Origin of the sequence: Nocardiopsis sp. RV163 (assembly GCF_001029525.1) — a bacterium.
Taxonomy (GTDB): Bacteria; Actinomycetota; Actinomycetes; order Streptosporangiales; family Streptosporangiaceae; genus Nocardiopsis; species Nocardiopsis dassonvillei.
On sequence record NZ_LEKI01000142.1, the window covers coordinates 1 to 15,370 of the forward strand.

Here is a 15,370-nt window from a genome sequence, read left to right on the forward strand (position 1 = left end):
GGCAGGGGCTGGGGGTCGTCGTCCAGGAGGTAGGCGTACTCGGTGCCGGGCCCGGCGTCCTCGACTCGGACGCGCCACCAGCCGTCGTCGTCGGGCCGCATGGGGACGTCGCACTCCGCGGCGCCTTCGCGCTGCGCCGTGCCGTACAGGCGCAGGCGGACGCGTTCGCGGTGGGGCGCCCACACGGCGAAGTCGCCGCGGACGCCGACACCCGGGACGGCGGGGGCGACGAGGGCGTCGGACGTGGTCGGGGTGGTCTGGGCTCGTTTCACGCAGGGTGGTCTACCCGGCTCGCGCGCCCGCCATCCGCGGCTGCCGGTGTTGCCCGGACCTGCCCGTTTCGCTCAGCGGAGCGGCCGGTAGACGTGCAGGCGCACCGACGCCGTGACGGCCGCGGGTTCGGGCAGGGCGGCGATGCGGGCGCGCAGGTCCCCGGCGTCGACGTGGCGTGCGCTGGGCCCCATGCCGACGACGGTCGCGGCGTCGGCGCGGTCCAGGTCCATGGTGAAGCGCAGGTCCTCGGCCCCGGCGGGGGCGAAGTGCCCGTGCAGCGAGTCGGCGAGGCGCTCGTCCTTGCGCGGGTCCACCTCCAGCAGGCCCAGCGGTCCGCGCAGTTCGGCCAGGTGGTCGGCGGCGGGCACGAGGACCAGCAGCACCCCGTCTGCGCGCAGGACGCGGTGGAACTCGGCGGCGTTGCGCGGCGCGAACACGTTGAGCAGGGCGTCCGCGGAGCCGCCGCGCAGCGGCAGGCCCCGCCAGGCGTCGGCGGTCACGGCTCCGCCGCGCTCGTGCGCCCTGGCCGCCTTGCGGGCGGCGAACTTGGAGGCGTCGGCGGTCAGCCCCACGGCGTGGGGCAGGGCCTCCAGCACCCGGGTCAGGTGGCGCCCGGTCCCGCCGCCGATGTCGGCGACCAGGGGTGCGGGCGCGGTGAGCTCGCGGGCCAGGGCGTTGACCAGGGCGTCGGAGATCGGGTCGTGGTGCCCCGCCTCCTGGAACCGGAGGCGGTCGGCGACCATCTCACGGCTGTCTCCGGTCCCGGGCGGCGTGGCTCCGGTGAGCAGGCTCGCATACCCCTCCCTGGCCACGTTGAAGCTGTGCCCGGCGCCGCAGGAGAGCCCGCGCTCGACCGGGTCGAGCCCGTTGCCGCAGGCGGGGCAGGCCAGGGCAGCCGCGACGGCCGCGGGCATGCGCATCCTGGGGCCGGTGGTGTGTGGGGTGTCGGTACGCGCCATGATCGCGGCAAGCCTACCCGCCGCCGCGCGCCGCCGTCCGCGACCGGGACGCACCTCACTCCCGGGTCAGGACCGCCACCGGGTACCGGTCGAGGACCTCGGCCAGGTGCGCCAGGGTGAGCCCGTCGGCGCTGTCGGGCGCCACGGCCCGACCCGTGAGCCGGTCGGTCCAGTTCCCCGGCCCCGAGGGCAGCGCCACGACCGTGTCCGCCCAGCCCCCCGCGTCGGCCAGCCCGATCGGCAGCCGGGTGGCGACCACCGCCAGATCGGGCCGGTCTGCTCCGGCCGAGGTCCGCGCGAAGGCCAGGGCGTGCTCCCGGGCCGGGCCGGAGGCGGTGAGCGGCAGGTAACCCGCGGGGCGCAGCTCGCGGCGCGTGCGCAGGCAGGCGCGGACCAGGTGGAGCTTGGCCGCGCCGGTGGCGTCCACCGGCGGGCGCCAGCCGTCCTCGATCCGGGTCAGCAGGTCCGCGCGGGCCTGGTGGTCCACGGGCCTGCGGTTGTCGGGGTCGACCAGGGACAGGTCCCACAGCTCGGTGCCCTGGTACAGGTCCGGGACACCCGGGCCGAGCAGCTGCACGGCCTTCTGGCCCAGGGAGTTGCTCCATCCGGCCTCGCGCACCGACTCCACCACGGAGGCCACCTCCCCGCGCAGGGCCCTGTCGCCCAGCACCCGCGCGGGCCAGGAGCGGACGCGGTCCTCGAAGTCGGGGTCCGGTTCGGTCCAGGATGTGCCCAGCCGCGCCTCACGGGCGGCCTTGAGAAGGTAGTCGGACAGGCGTTCCTCCCCGATGGGCCAGGCGCCGACCAGGGTCTGCCACCCCAGGAGGTTGAGCGCGGGTTCGGGCAGGGCGCACCGCACGGTCCAGCGGCGCACGGCCTCGGCGAAGGGTTCGGCCACCTCCGACAGGGCGGCCAGACGGGCGCGCACGTCCTCGGAGCGCTTGGTGTCGTGCGTGGACAGGGCGGTCATGGTGTGCGGCCGGGCGGCCTCGCGGCGGGCCGCGCCGTCGTGGAACTCGCGCGGTGCGACGGCGAAGTCGGCGGGGTCCCCGCCCACCTCGTTGAGGGCGACGAACCTGGTGGTGCGGTAGAAGGCCGTGTTCTCGGTGCCCATGGCCACGACCATCCCGCTGGTCTGCTGGATGCGCCGCGCGGCCTCGCCCCGGGGGTCGCGGCGCACCCGCAGGTCGATGGCCTCCAGGTCGTGGGCCAGGTCGGGTCGGCGCTCCGCGGCGGCCTCCACCGCCCGGGCCCAGTCGCGCTCGCCCTCGGGCAGGTAGGAGCGGTACACGTCGAAGGCGCACAGCAGCTCGGCCACGGCCTCCTCGCGGCGGCGCACCGCCTCGGGCGAGGGCGCTTCCCGCCCGCGTCCGGGCCGGGGCGGCAGCAGGGCTGCGATGCGCCGCACCTCGGTGCGCAGCAGCTCGGCGGCGGCGTGTCGGCGGGCCAGCAGGTCGGCCTCGGCGACGTCCACCTCCACCCCCTGGTCGAGGGCGAGGGTGGTGAGATCGGCCTCACCGGAGGGGTCGACGAAGACGCCGCAGAGCTCGCGCAGGGCGTCGTACCCGGTGGTTCCGGCCACCGGCCAGGACTGCGGCAGACTCTCGCCGGGGGCGAGGATCTTCTCCACCACGACCCAGCCGCCGAAGCGCTCGGCGAGGCGGCGCAGATAGCCGCCGGGGTCGGTGAGACCGTCCACGTGGTCCACCCGCAGCCCGTCGAGCTGGCCGAGCTCGGCCCAGCGCAGGATCTCGGCGTGGGTGGCGTCGAAGACACCGGGTTCCTCCACCCGCACGGCGGCCAGCTCGCTCACGTCGAAGAACCGGCGATAGGTGAGTTCGCCGTCGCCGCGCCGCCAGGACACCAGCCGGTAGTGCTGGCGCTCGTGCACCGCCTCGACGGAGTCGCCGGGCTCGTGGGTGCCGGGGGCGAGCGGGTAGCGCTTGTCGTGGTAGGCCAGGCAGCCGTCCGCGAGGACGAGGTCGGACAGGGCGGCCCGTCCGCCGTCGCCGTCGTCGCCCAGCACGGGGACGAGCACGGGTCCGGCGTCGAAGTCGATGTCGAAGCAGCGCGCGTACACCGAGTCCCGGCCGTGGGCGAGGACGTCCCACCACCAGCGGTTGGCGTCGGCGCGCACCACGGACATGTGGTTGGGGACGATGTCGGCGACCACGCCCATGCCCAGCTCGTGCGCTTTGGCGGCCAGGGCCTCGCGGGCGGCGTCTCCGCCCAGTTCGGGCGAGACCCGGGTGGGGTCGACCACGTCGTAGCCGTGCTGGGAGCCCGGCGCGGCGGCGAGCACCGGGGACAGGTAGACCGCCCCGGCTCCCAGTCGGTCCAGGTAGTCGAGCAGTTCCGCGGCGTCCTCCAGGGTGAACCCGGGGCGCAACTGGAGGCGGTAGGTTGACGTCGGAGCGGTGGACGTGTCGTGCGTGCTCATCACGCATCTACCCGTGCCCGTACCGTCCGCGTGTCATGCACGCCGGCCCGCGTGAGCGCCGTGCCACACGGGGCTGCCTTGGAGGTGGTGGTCCGCCGGTGGTTAAATTCTTCGGCGGTGCTCCATCACCAGCGACGACCTCCCGTTCGGGGACGCGCGGCGGTGAACGCAGACCAGGACCACCGACACCGACGAAGGGGATAGAAGCAGTCGTGCTCCCGTCCAACAAGCGCACCAAGACCGGCGTCCTCCGCCACGGCGGGGCCTCCAAGGGGGTCTCAGCGTCGGCCGCGCTGGTCGGCCTGCTGCTGGCAGTGACCGCCTGCGGCAGCGACCAGGCCGTTCCGGACAGCGCCGCGCCGGAGGTTCCCGAGGGCCTGGAGTGCTTCTCCGGCAGCCTCTCGGGGGCCGGTTCCAGCGCCCAGGAGAACGCGATGACGACCTGGATCGCCGGTTACCAGTCCGCCTGCGACGACGCGCGCGTCTACTACAACTCGATCGGCTCGGGCGGCGGGCGCAGCCAGTTCATCGACGGCGCGGTGGCCTTCGCCGGGACCGACGCGGCGATGGACCCGGACGAGAACGCCGACGCCGGGGAGCGGTGCGGCGGCTCCGACGTGGTCAACCTGCCCGCCTACGTGATCCCGATCGCGGTGGTGTTCAACCTGGAGGGCGTCGACTCGCTCAACCTGCGCCCGCAGACGCTGGCCAAGATCTTCAACCAGGAGATCACGCGGTGGAACGACCCCGAGATCGCCGAGGACAACCCGGACGCGGACCTGCCGGACATGGCGATCACCCCGGTCAACCGCTCCGACGACTCGGGCACCACGGAGAACTTCGCCAACTACCTCAGCGCCGCGGCGCCCGACGCCTGGCCGCACGAGCCGAGCGGGCAGTGGCCGCTCACCCCGCGCGAGTCGGCGCAGGGCAACAGCGGTATCGCCGACACGGTCGAGCGGGCCGAGGGGGCCATCGGCTACGTGGAGATGTCGCACGTGCACGGCATGTCCACGGTGGACATCGGCGTCGGCGGCGAGTTCGTGGAGATCTCCCCCGAGGCCGCCGCCCAGGTGGTCGCCGAGTCCCCGCAGCGCGAGGACAACCCCAGCGAGTACGACCTGGCACTGGACCTGAACTACGGCACCACCGAGGCGGGCAGCTACCCGCTGGTCCTGGTCAGCTACGAGGTCGTGTGCCTGGACTACCCCGACGACGGCCAGGCCGAGCGGGCCAAGTCCTTCCTGCGCTACGTGGTGAGCCCCGAGGGGCAGTCGGCCGCCTCCGAGGAGACCGGGTCGGCCCCGGTCAGCGACGCCCTGCGCGAGAAGCTCCTGGAGTCGATCGCCGCCGTCAGCTGAGCGGTCCCGCCCGCGCGGAGCTGACCCCGCGGTTCGGGCGGCCCCGGGGCCGCCCGGACCGCGGGAACGGAAGTCACGGGCACGCCGCCTCGGCGGCGTGCCCGTCGCACGCGCGGCGTCGGGTACCTTGAGTACCGGCCGCGTCGCCCTCGGTCATCCCCGGGATGCGGGGGCGCTCGGCGGGGTCCGCCCGCTCTCCGGGTCGATGTCTTCCCCCATCTGCCCGGTCGCGGTCGGACCCCGGGAGGCGGTCAGCCGCGCTCGCGGCGCAGCCTCCGGCGGGCCCTCGCCCAGCCCGAGCGCAGCCAGCCGCCGGACCGCGCGGGGCCGGCGGGCTCCCGCCCCGCCTCGTGCTCCCGTGTGCCGCACTCCCCCGCCGGATGTTCCTCCGGTCTCGGGGAGGAGGCGGCCACCTCCGCCGGTTCGGGTTCGGTGCGCGGGGGCGGCGGCACCGAGCGGTACAGCGACAGGTCGGTCAGCGTCTCCTCCCCGGCGTGGATCCGGTAGCGGCCGTGCAGGGCGGCGACCACGTCGCCCAGGTCCTCGTCCTCCCCGCGGACCCGCAGGGCCCGGGCCAGCGCGCGGGTGCGCCACAGCCGCACCCCGGCGTCGCGGGTGGGCGAGGCGGCGGGGAAGAGTTCGGTGAGCCCCGCTCGGGCGCGCTCGGCGCTGGCCAGCAGGCGCGACAGTGCCACCTGGCCCAGTCCCCAGGCGACAGGGACCTGGAGCAGGAACGGGGAGGGGAACCCGGTGCGGGGCGCGGACGTGGCGAAGGAGATCCGGGGTTCGCGAAGGTAGTTCGCCTGGATCAGCCGCAGGTCCAGGTGGGGTCCGCCGATGTCGCGCTGGGCCCGGCCGTCCACCGCACGCAGCCGCCGCGCCCCGCGCGCGGAGGCGCCGCCCTCCTCGGCGCCGTCCCAGTCGGCGACCAGAGTCAGGGCCAGGTCGGTCTCGGCGCTGTCCAGGAGCCGGTCCACGCAGCCGCGGACGAGGTCGTAGGGCGCGCCGGAGACCTCGACCACGGCGTGCACGAGCGGGATGCGCCGCCGGTGGGCCGGGACCCGCTCGCGATAGGCGTGCGGGTGCGGCATGAACTCGGCGAGGACCTCGGTGCGGAAGCGTTCGGAGGGCAGCCGGGTGCGCGCGGTGCCCGCGCGGCCCACGTGCCAGCCGGTGGCGGCGGGTTCGGGCAGCAGGACGGCACCCGCCTGCCAGAGGCGGTAGCCGAACTCGGTGTCCTGGCCCAGGTCGAGGTCGGGGTCCACTCCCCCGGCGGCCTCGTACAGGCTGCGGCGCACGGCCGCCGCGGCGCCGACGTAGGCGTGGAAGCCCAGGTGGTCGGCGTCGCGCAGGCCGTCGCTGCCGGTGAGGACGCGCTCGACCCACGCGTGGTGGCGGCCGGTGTCCAGGGCGGTGTGCAGGGCGTCGGTGCGGGCCAGGGCCAGGACGTCTGTGGGGCTCTGGGGCCCGGTGTCGGCGAAGCGGACCCGGCCGAGCGTGACGGCCTCGGCGTGGACGTGGTGCCAGCGCGCCTGGGCCTCGACGAACTCGCGGCACACCACCATGTCGGAGTCCATCCACAGCAGGACGTCGCCGGTGCTGGAGTGGGCGCCGTAGGCGCGGGCGTACCCGGCGCCCCAGACGCCGTCGGGGACGGTCAGGACGCGGCAGTGGGCGGGGCGCAGGTCGGGCAGGCGCAGCGCCGGGGAGGAGTGGTCGTCCACGACCACGACCTCCATCAGGTCCTCGGGGTAGGTCTGCGCGGCCAGTGAGGCCAGGGCGAGGTCGAGGCGGCGCTGCCCGCCGCGCGCCGGGATGACGACGCTGACCCGCAGGTCGGGGGTCCAGCGTCCGATGTCGGGCGGTGTCAGCGCACTCCAGTCGTTGCGGAAGACGCGGGTGAGGACGCGTTCCACCCGGCCACGGTGAGACACTCCGTCAACATGAGACCCTACGTGCTTATTCAGTGACACATAGTAACTATACCCTCGCTCGGCTCCGCTGCGGAGGCCTTCGCCCATGTGTCAGGAAACGGGTCCGCGGCGAACGGACCGGGCACACGGACGGGGGCGCGCCGCACGGGTTCCGGCGGCGCGCCCCCGACAGCGGTTGCGCGGTCAGCGGTTCTGGCCGCCCTGCGCCCTGAGCATCCGGACGCCGAGGCAGACCACGCCCACGAGCAGGGCCGCCATCAGGAGCCAGACCAGGATGCCGACCACCACGGACAGGATCCAGAAGAAGGCGATGACGACCGCGACCGCGGCCGCGACCCTGAACACGAGACGTCCCATGGCCGGAAGAATACGCGGAGCGCACCGCCGACCGGAACACTCGGCCCGGCTCCGTTTCCGGGGGAGGGCGCGCTGCTCGGCCCCTCCGGCGCGGCCTTGCGCCCACGGCCCCTCCGACGCGTCGGAACCGGCCGTGAGCACGAGGCCGTCGCGGGCCGCAGCCCTCGCCTCACGCGGGCGACGGTTCCGGTCGGTCCGCTAGCCGACGCGGACGGCGACGGTGAAGACGCTGTCCCAGTAGGCGGCCAGGGAGACCTCCTCCAGCGGCTTGGACGGGTTGGAGCCGTGGACCATGTTGCCGTTGCCGGAGTAGATCCCCACGTGGCTGGGCGAGGACTCGCTGTAGAAGAACAGCAGGTCCCCGGGCTGGACCTCGTCGCGCGAGATCCGGGTTCCGGCGTTGACCTGGTCGTAGGTCGTGCGGGGCAGGCTGACCCCCGCCTGGGCCCACGCAGCCTGGACCAGGCCCGAGCAGTCGTAGCCGTCGGGGCCGGTACCGCCCCAGACGTAGGGCTTGCCGATCTGGGCTCGGGCGAAGTCCAGGACGGCCTGGACGTCACCGGAGGCCGCGACGGCTTCGCCGCCGCCCGTGGAGGCCTCGGAGGCGGTCGGGTCCTGCCCGTCCAGGCTCTCCAGGACCTCGGACTGCTCGTCCAGGGCGGCCTCGCCCTCCTCCTTGGCCGTCTCGGCCTCGGAGAGCGCGGTGGAGGCGTCGGCCTCCGACTCGGCGGCCTGGTCGCGCAGGCCCTCGGCGCGCTCCACCTGGGCGACGTAGTCGTCCAGGACGGCGTCCTGGCCCATGGACAGGAAGTTCAGGTCGGCGATGTTCTGCAGCGACCCGTCCGGATCGCCGCGGAACAGGACCGTGAAGAGGCTGTGCGTGGACCCGGTGTAGGCGGTCTGGGCGATCCCGGCGACCGTGCCGGACATGGCCTCCAGTTCCTCCTGGGCCTTGGCGAGCTGCTCCTCGACCTCCTCCAGTTCGGCCTCGGCGGCCGAGTGGTCCTCCTCGGCCTGGTTGTAGGCCTCGTTCAGGGTCGAGAGCTCCTCCTGGAGCTGCTCGTAGCGTTCACGGGCCTCCTCGGCGGTGGGCTCGGCGAAGGCCACGCCCGAGGACAGGACGACGGCGCCCAGGGTGGCGCAGCCGACCGTCGCGACACGGCGCCTGCTGCGCCTTCCGGGCTCGGGGTTGCGAGTCAAGGGACCGACTGCCTTTCTCCCACACCCGCCTACCAGCGCAGGGCATCCCGAGGACGCGCCCGGGTGAGGGCGCGCGGGAACGCGGTGAGGGGGATCCCGGCGGGCGGCGCTCGAGGGGGCCGAGGGAGGTGTGCCGGAGTTCTGCGGTGGCCTCTGCTCATGGGAAAGGACTGCTCGTGAGCGAGAGTGCGACGGAAACCGGACGCCGTCACCCTTGTGGTGACTAACGGGGGCGTTCCGGCCTGAGGGAACACTAATTCACCACCGGGACCGGCCGCGACCCTTTCGTTACCTTCCCTTGGGCAACCCCCTGACCAGCGGTTCCATAACAAGAGGGCCGAAAAGCCCGCACGAGCGGGCGTGGCGGTGATTAACTCTCCCCTCTGGAAGCACCCCAAAACTGAGTAAAGCCCGCCAAAAAAGTGACGTGTATCACGCGAACCGCCGGAAGGGGGCGGGGCGCACCCCGCCCCGGCACATGTCACAGGTGTCGCTGCCACCAGTCCAGGACCGCCTCGAAGCGGGCCACGCGGTGGCTGGGCAGGCCCGAACGCGACAGCTCGTGCCCCTCAGCGGGGAAGAGCAGCATCTCCACCTCCCGGCCGCGCAGCTTCAACGCCGCGAACAAGCGCTGCGCCTGCTCCACCGGGCAGCGCCAGTCCTCCTCGGAGTGGATGATCAGGAACGGGACGCAGATCCGGTCGGCGTAGGTGAGCGGACTCTCCTCGGCCCAGGTCTGCGGCGGCCCGTACAGCGGACCGGGGAAGAAGGAGCCGATGTCGGAGGAGCCGTGGAAGCTGTCGATGGCGTTGACCGCGCGCTCGCTGATCGCCGCCCGGAACCGCTCCCCGTGGTGGGCGGCGATCCAGGTGGTCATGAACCCGCCGTGGGACCCGCCCATGACGCCCACCCGCGAGGAGTCCAGCCGCTCGTCCTCCAGCGCCGCGTCCAGGAAGGCCAGCACGTCGGTGGCGGTGGTCGCGCCCACCGACCCGATGACGGCCCGGCCGTGCTCGTGCCCGTAGCCCGAGGAGCCGCGCGGGTTGCACATCACCACGGCGTACCCGGCCGCGGCGTAGACCTGCGTCTCGTCGAAGAGCTGGTGGCCGTACTGGGCGAAGGGACCGCCGTGGATCATCAGCACCACCGGGTGCGGTCCCTGACCCTCGGGCACGGTGACCCACCCGTGCACGGGGTAGCCGTCGGCGGTGTGGGCCGTCAGCTCCCTCATCGGCAGGGGGTCCAGGGCGCCGGCGAACTCCGTGAGCGCCCGCGTGCCCCCGTCACCGACCACGACCAGTTCGCCGCTGCTGCGGCCGTCGGCGACCACAGCGACGGTGACGCCGCCCGCGCTGTCGAATGACTGGACCTGCACCGGGCCGCCGACGACAGTCTCGGGCTGGCCGCCCCCGAAGGGCACCAGGACCAGGTCCACCGCGCCGCGGTTCTCCGCCAGGCCGAGCAGGCCGCGCCCGGTGACCTTGGGGCCCCCGGCCATCCGCGGGTCCTGGGCGGGGGTCAGCCGGACGGGCGCCGCCGAGGCGTCGGCGGGCACCGACCACAGAGCGCTGGTCTGGCCCACGAAGTCGTCGAGGTCGGGGCCGAGCTCGTCACCGAGGAAGTAGACGGTGTCGCCGTCCCCGGAGAAGTCGCTCCGCGCGGCGTCCAGGTTCCCGGCGGTCACCCGGCGCGGCTCGGCGCCCTCCTCCGGCGCGCACGCCCACAGGTCCTCCACCAGGTCGGTGTCGCGGGTGGCGTGGCGCGCGGCGGCGAAGACCAGTTCGGTGCCGTCGGGCCTCCAGGTCACGGACCGGTGCTCGAAATCGCCACGGGTCACCCGGACCGGCTCCCCCGCCTCGCCCGAGGGGTCCAGGGGCGCGGAGACGAACACGTGCGTGCGCCGGTCGTTGGCGAACCCGAGGCCGTCCAGCCGGTACTTGAGCTGAGTGATGCGCCGGGGCGGCTCCTTGCCCGGCTCGCGGTCCACGTAGCGGTCGGCCTCGGGGACTCGCGCGGTGTAGGCGATCCGGGTGGAGTCCGGGCTCCAGCGGGGGGCGCCCGCGCCCAGCGGGTGGGAGGTGATCTTCCAGGGCTCGCCGCCGTCGGCGGGCAGGACGTGGATCTGCGGACGCTTGTCCTCGTCGGGGCGCAGGAAGGCGATCCACCGCCCGTCGGGGGAGAACACCGGGCCGTTGTCCCTGGTGCCCCGGGTGAGCCGGGCGGGCGGCGCGGAGCCGTCGGTGGGCACGGACCACAGGGAGCCCAGGTAGGCGTCCTCCTCCAGGTCCGGCCGGGACAAGGAGAAGACCGCGCGGCGGCCGTCGGGGGACAGGGCGGGCGCGCCGATGCTGTGCAGGTGGGCGATGTCAGCAGGTTTCATACAACGGATGGCCGTCCCGGCGCGGGGAGCGCCGTGACCGCCCCCTCCTTTTCGCTTGGCGGCGGGCCCGTCGTTCGGGGCCGCCGCGTGCCGGGAACGGTCGGGCCGCGTCATGGGCGCCGCCGTTCGAAGACGGGGTCAGCGCTCCGGTCCGGAGAACACCCCACGGGGACCCTATCCAGGCTCCTCACCGGAAATCCAGGCGCTTTCCGTCCAGCGGAACCCCCGTCCGCGCCGGGCCCGGGCGGGTGGAGGGGGCCCGCCAGCGGCCCCGCACGGCGGTCTTCTCCGGGACGCGGGCGCGGGCACCAACGCGAGGATGACGGACACCGGGCCGCGCGGGGCCTTGGCCCGGTGTCCGTCCCGCGGTCCCGCGCGGAGGTCTCACCCGGTCGGCTCGACGGGCATCCCGCCACGGCCGCGCACGGCGCCGTCGGTCTCCAACCGGGTGCACACCCACCGGCCGTCCCCCCGGCGCTGGGCTCGGAAGGCGAACACCCGGGACCGGCGGTCGCAGCGGATCACGGCGTTGGCCTCCACACCGCCGGCGTCCACGGGCTGGTGGTAGACCTGAGTCAGCCGCGGCGCCAGCTCGCAGGAGACCGTGCCCCGCAGGCGGCGCAGCTCCTCGCGGACCGGGACGGTCACCTGGTCGCGCAGCGCCTCGGGGGTGCGGCGGCCGACCAGCACCTCGGCCACGCGCTGGGCCAGCAGGTGGACGGGGCCGGGGGTGCGGTGGCCCGCCAGGAGCGGGGTCCCGCACCGGCGCACGGGAGCGCGGCGCGGCGGCAGGGGCGTGCGCCCGGGGGTGCGGACCGGCCGGTGGTACTCGGGCACGCCGTGGGCGCACAGGGGTCGGGGGCAGGGGTGGCGGTGAGGGGTGTACGACATGAACAGGTCCCTTCCGGGAGGATGACGTTCCGCCTTCACCCTGCACAGAGGCGGCACAGCCGTCCCCGTGCCAGCTGGCATTCCAGGTTTCGGGAATGTTCCGCCGCCCCCGGGCGCAGGGCGCACAACCGCCCGAAACCGGCATACTGCATGCGTGACTTCCGCCTACCTCTCCTCCCCCGTACCCGTGGCCCTCGCCCACCGCGGCGGGTGGCTCCTCGACGGCCGGGGCGTGCGCCGCACCGAACTGGAGAACACCGCCGCGGCCTTCCAGCACGCCGTCGACCTCGGCTACACGTATCTGGAGACCGACGTGCACGCCACCAGCGACGGCGTGCTCATGGCCTTCCACGACCCCACGCTGGACCGCGCCACCGACATGAGCGGCGCGATCGGCGACCTGCCGCACCGCGAGGTGGCCCGCGCCCGGGTGGCCGGACGCGAGCCGGTCCCGGTGCTGGAGGACCTGCTCGGGACCTGGCCGGAGGCGCGGTTCAACATCGACGTCAAGGCCGACGCCGCCGTCGTACCGCTGCGTGAGGCGCTGCGCCGCACCAACGCCTGGGACCGGGTGTGCGTGGGCTCCTTCGACCAGCGCCGCCTGGACCGGGCCCGGCGGCTGTTCGAGCGGCCCGTGGCCACCTCCTGCGGCCCCCTGGACGTGGTCCGGCTGCGGGCCGCCTCCCTGTCACCGCTGCTGCGCTCCCTGGCCAGCCGGGTCCCCGTCTGCGCGCAGATCCCCCTGCGCCACGGCACCCTCCCCCTGCTCAGCCGGGACCTGATCGCCACCGCGCACCGACTGGGCGTGCAGGTGCACGTGTGGACCATCAACGAGCCCGGGACGATGGAGCGCCTGCTCGACGCGGGGGTGGACGGCATCGTGACCGACAACACGAGCGCCCTCCGGGAACTCCTCGTGCGGCGGGGCCAGTGGACCGGCGACACCCCCTCCGCCTCCACCGTCGACCCCGTCGGCGCCTCCGGCGACACCTCCACCTCCACCGACTCCCCCCAGCGGAACGGATAGCCCCATGGCCAGCACACCACCGGAGACGGACCCCACCGGCGCCCCCTCTGCCGACCCGGCGCAGCGCAGGCGCGAACAGCGCGGCTGGTACCTCTACGACTGGGCCAACTCGGTGTTCACCACCTCGGTGGTGACCGTGCTCATCGGCCCGTACCTGAGCAACCTGGCGTGCGTGTCGGCCGGAGCCCCGGACGCCGCGTCCTGTCTTGACCCCGCGCTGTCGGTCAGCCCGCTGGGCCTGGACTTCCTCTCGCTGCACCCCAACGCGCTCTACCCGGCGCTGACCACGGTGGCGATCCTGCTCCAGATCCTGTGCCTGCCGATCGTGGGGTCGATGGTCGACCACTCGCGGCACAAGAAGCGGTGGCTGCTCTGGCTCGCCGTCAGCGGGTCGGCGTGCACGCTGGGACTGTACTTCGCGACCGACGGCTACCTCGTGGCCTCGGTGCTGTTCGTGCTGGCCAACCTGCTGTACGGGCTGGCGGGCGTGGTCTACAACGCGTTCCTGCCCGAGGTGGCCACGGCCGAGGAACGCGACCGGGTGTCGGTCACCGGCTGGGGCATCGGCTACCTGGGCGGAGCGCTGCTGCTGGCCGCCCACCTGGGCCTGGTGCTCGGCGCTCCGTCACTGGGCCTGGGCACGGACGACGCCGCGCGCATCGCCTTCGCCTCCTGCGGCCTGTGGTGGGCGGGGTTCACCGTCCTCGCACTGCGGCCGCTGCGCGACCGCTACGGCGCCCTGGCGGCGCGCGCCCAGGGCCGCCCGAAGGTGGGACGGTCGCTGCGCCAGTTCGGGCACACGCTCAAGGACATGCGCAAGTACCCGAACACGATTCTCTTTCTCCTGGCGTTCATCCTGTTCAACGACGGTGTGCAGGCGGCCATCCGCTACGCGGCCCCCTTCGCCACCCAGGATCTGGGGTTGGACGAGAACATCCTCATCGTCACCATCCTCATCATCCAGTTCGTGGCCTTCGGGGGCGCCTTCCTCACCGGCCGCGTCGCCCGGGTCCTGGGCACCAAGAACACCGTGCTGGCCACGCTCGCGGTGTGGAGCTCGCTCGTCGCGGCGGCCTACTTCCTCCCGGTCGGGAACGTGCCGCTGTTCGTGGCCATGGGCGTGGGCATCGGCCTGGTGCTGGGCGGCACCCAGTCGCTGGCTCGGTCCCTGTACTCGCAGCTCATCCCCCGCGGGCGCGAGGCGGAGTACTTCAGCCTGTACCAGATTTCGGACAAGGGATCGAGCTTCCTGGGATCGCTGACCGTGACCGTGGCCGTCTCGCTCACCGGCGGCTACCGGATGGCGATCCTGTCGCTGATCGTGTTCTTCGTCATCGGCGGTCTGCTGCTGTGGCGCACGCGCATGCGCGAGGGGATCCTGGCGGTGGGCAACGAGGTGCCGCGCAACCTGTAGATCGTCGGGCCGCTGGAGTGCGGGCCCGCTGGCGGACGGACGTGTTCTGAGCCGGTGGTCGTAGGTGTTGAGGGGTCGCGGGGTGTTGTCTCCTGCGGGCGGCTAGGTCTTCCACAGGTGGGGGCTGGGGGTGTTCCGGGACGGGTCGGAGTGGTTTCCTGGAAATAGGGGGACCCCACCCGTGCAGGCTTCGGCATGCCCTCAAGCACTCGGCACCCGATAACGGCAATGGAGCGGGGGCGGGCAGGGGTCGGCCACGGGGCCCCTGCCCTACGCGTTCCCGGCGGGGGCTGCTGGCGGCAGCGAAAGCGCACCGACCGCCGCGAAAGGGCGCGAACGGTGAGAAGGGGTGAGCGCCGGGCGGGGGTGTGGGTGACCGGCGAAAAGCGGCACCGAAGGCGGGAGCGACCACCGGAAGGCGACCAACGCCGAGGGCACGGGGGCGGCCGGGCTCTGCTGCGTCTCCCCCAACGGCAAACAGTCCCTCCGGTCCCGGGTTACGCTTCTGACTCCCGCGGTCGAGACGGGCGGAGATCTCGCCAACGACACGCGGTCCTTCCGGGAGCGCATTTTCGGACACCTTTTGAGCCCGGCTTAATTTTGACTCGGCAATGAAGATCAGAGCCCGGAGAGAAACCCGAAAATGTATTCACCTCCAGGATGTGGACAGTGGAAAAAAGCGGGCGCTGGCCTGTCATAAGACAGTATGGAGACGATGGCCGCAGCGCCCGAGGCGGACCCCGGGGAACGGTCCCCGGCCGTGGCAGCGCTGACCGGTGGTCGCGCTGCCCGGGACCCGCAGGCCCCGCCGACGTCAAGCGTTGGCCGCCCTCCCGGGCCGCTACGCGGCAGCAGGCGCCGCGGGAGCGGGCGACCACCCCTGAACCCCGGCCGTTGACCGCCCTCCCACAACAGAGCTCACAGCCGCACCCATGACAGCGCCGCGGGTTCCCAGACAGGGGCTCGGCACCGGGCGGGACGTTTTCCTCCCCCAGCTCGCGTCACGGCCTGTCGTCCTCCCCGGCCATACTGGGGCCGATGATCGGTGAGGACGAGGGGGGTGCGGTGCGGGTTCTGCACGGCGCGTGGACCGGGGACGCGCTGGCGGTGTGGGCCGAGTCCGCTCCCCCAGCC

Annotated in this window: 10 protein-coding genes and 1 pseudogene; 3 read left to right on the forward strand and 8 right to left on the reverse strand. The window is 73.7% G+C overall.

The window, feature by feature from the left end; all coding sequences use genetic code 11:
* The 3 genes and pseudogenes from ABD54_RS20850 to treY form a co-directional block, all read right to left on the reverse strand.
* A pseudogene (locus ABD54_RS20850) lies at positions 1–272 on the reverse strand (malto-oligosyltrehalose trehalohydrolase); the annotation flags it as partial.
* Positions 273–344: 72 nt separating this feature from the next.
* Positions 345–1,232, reverse strand: coding sequence for a putative RNA methyltransferase (locus ABD54_RS20855; RefSeq protein WP_047871210.1), 888 nt, complete (start codon positions 1,230–1,232; stop codon positions 345–347).
* A 55-nt stretch (positions 1,233–1,287) separates the two neighbouring features.
* Positions 1,288–3,672: a malto-oligosyltrehalose synthase gene (gene treY, locus ABD54_RS20860; protein ID WP_047871211.1), complete on the reverse strand. Its 2,385-nt coding sequence runs from the start codon at positions 3,670–3,672 to the stop codon at positions 1,288–1,290.
* Between the two features lie 212 nt (positions 3,673–3,884).
* Between treY and pstS the strand changes: the two genes are divergently transcribed.
* Positions 3,885–5,033 carry a phosphate ABC transporter substrate-binding protein PstS gene (pstS, locus tag ABD54_RS20865; protein WP_047871212.1) on the forward strand — a complete coding sequence of 383 codons (1,149 nt, stop codon included), beginning with the start codon at positions 3,885–3,887 and terminating at the stop codon, positions 5,031–5,033.
* Between the two features lie 251 nt (positions 5,034–5,284).
* Here the strand turns inward: pstS and ABD54_RS20870 are convergent, their stop codons facing one another.
* From ABD54_RS20870 to ABD54_RS20890, 5 genes are all read right to left on the reverse strand, one after another.
* Positions 5,285–6,949: a glycosyltransferase family 2 protein gene (locus ABD54_RS20870; RefSeq protein WP_053063633.1), complete on the reverse strand. Its 1,665-nt coding sequence runs from the start codon at positions 6,947–6,949 to the stop codon at positions 5,285–5,287.
* 201 nt (positions 6,950–7,150) lie between these two features.
* Complete coding sequence (locus tag ABD54_RS28370) at positions 7,151–7,324, reverse strand: hypothetical protein (RefSeq protein WP_047871214.1); 174 nt, start codon at positions 7,322–7,324, stop codon at positions 7,151–7,153.
* A 198-nt stretch (positions 7,325–7,522) separates the two neighbouring features.
* A complete protein-coding gene (locus tag ABD54_RS20880) occupies positions 7,523–8,524 on the reverse strand; it encodes a C40 family peptidase (RefSeq protein ID WP_047871215.1) in 1,002 nt (333 codons plus the stop codon).
* Positions 8,525–9,005: 481 nt separating this feature from the next.
* Complete coding sequence (locus ABD54_RS20885; protein WP_047871216.1) at positions 9,006–10,904, reverse strand: S9 family peptidase; 1,899 nt, start codon at positions 10,902–10,904, stop codon at positions 9,006–9,008.
* Positions 10,905–11,288: 384 nt separating this feature from the next.
* Entirely contained in the window at positions 11,289–11,795 is a 507-nt protein-coding gene (locus ABD54_RS20890; protein ID WP_047871217.1) for an Rv3235 family protein, read from the reverse strand.
* A gap of 154 nt (positions 11,796–11,949) precedes the next feature.
* Between ABD54_RS20890 and ABD54_RS20895 the strand changes: the two genes are divergently transcribed.
* Both ABD54_RS20895 and ABD54_RS20900 read left to right on the forward strand, forming a co-directional pair.
* Positions 11,950–12,822 carry a glycerophosphodiester phosphodiesterase gene (locus ABD54_RS20895; protein ID WP_047871218.1) on the forward strand — a complete coding sequence of 291 codons (873 nt, stop codon included), beginning with the start codon at positions 11,950–11,952 and terminating at the stop codon, positions 12,820–12,822.
* Between the two features lie 4 nt (positions 12,823–12,826).
* Positions 12,827–14,236 carry an MFS transporter gene (locus tag ABD54_RS20900; RefSeq protein ID WP_047871219.1) on the forward strand — a complete coding sequence of 470 codons (1,410 nt, stop codon included), beginning with the start codon at positions 12,827–12,829 and terminating at the stop codon, positions 14,234–14,236.
* The last annotated feature ends 1,134 nt before the right edge of the window (positions 14,237–15,370 follow it).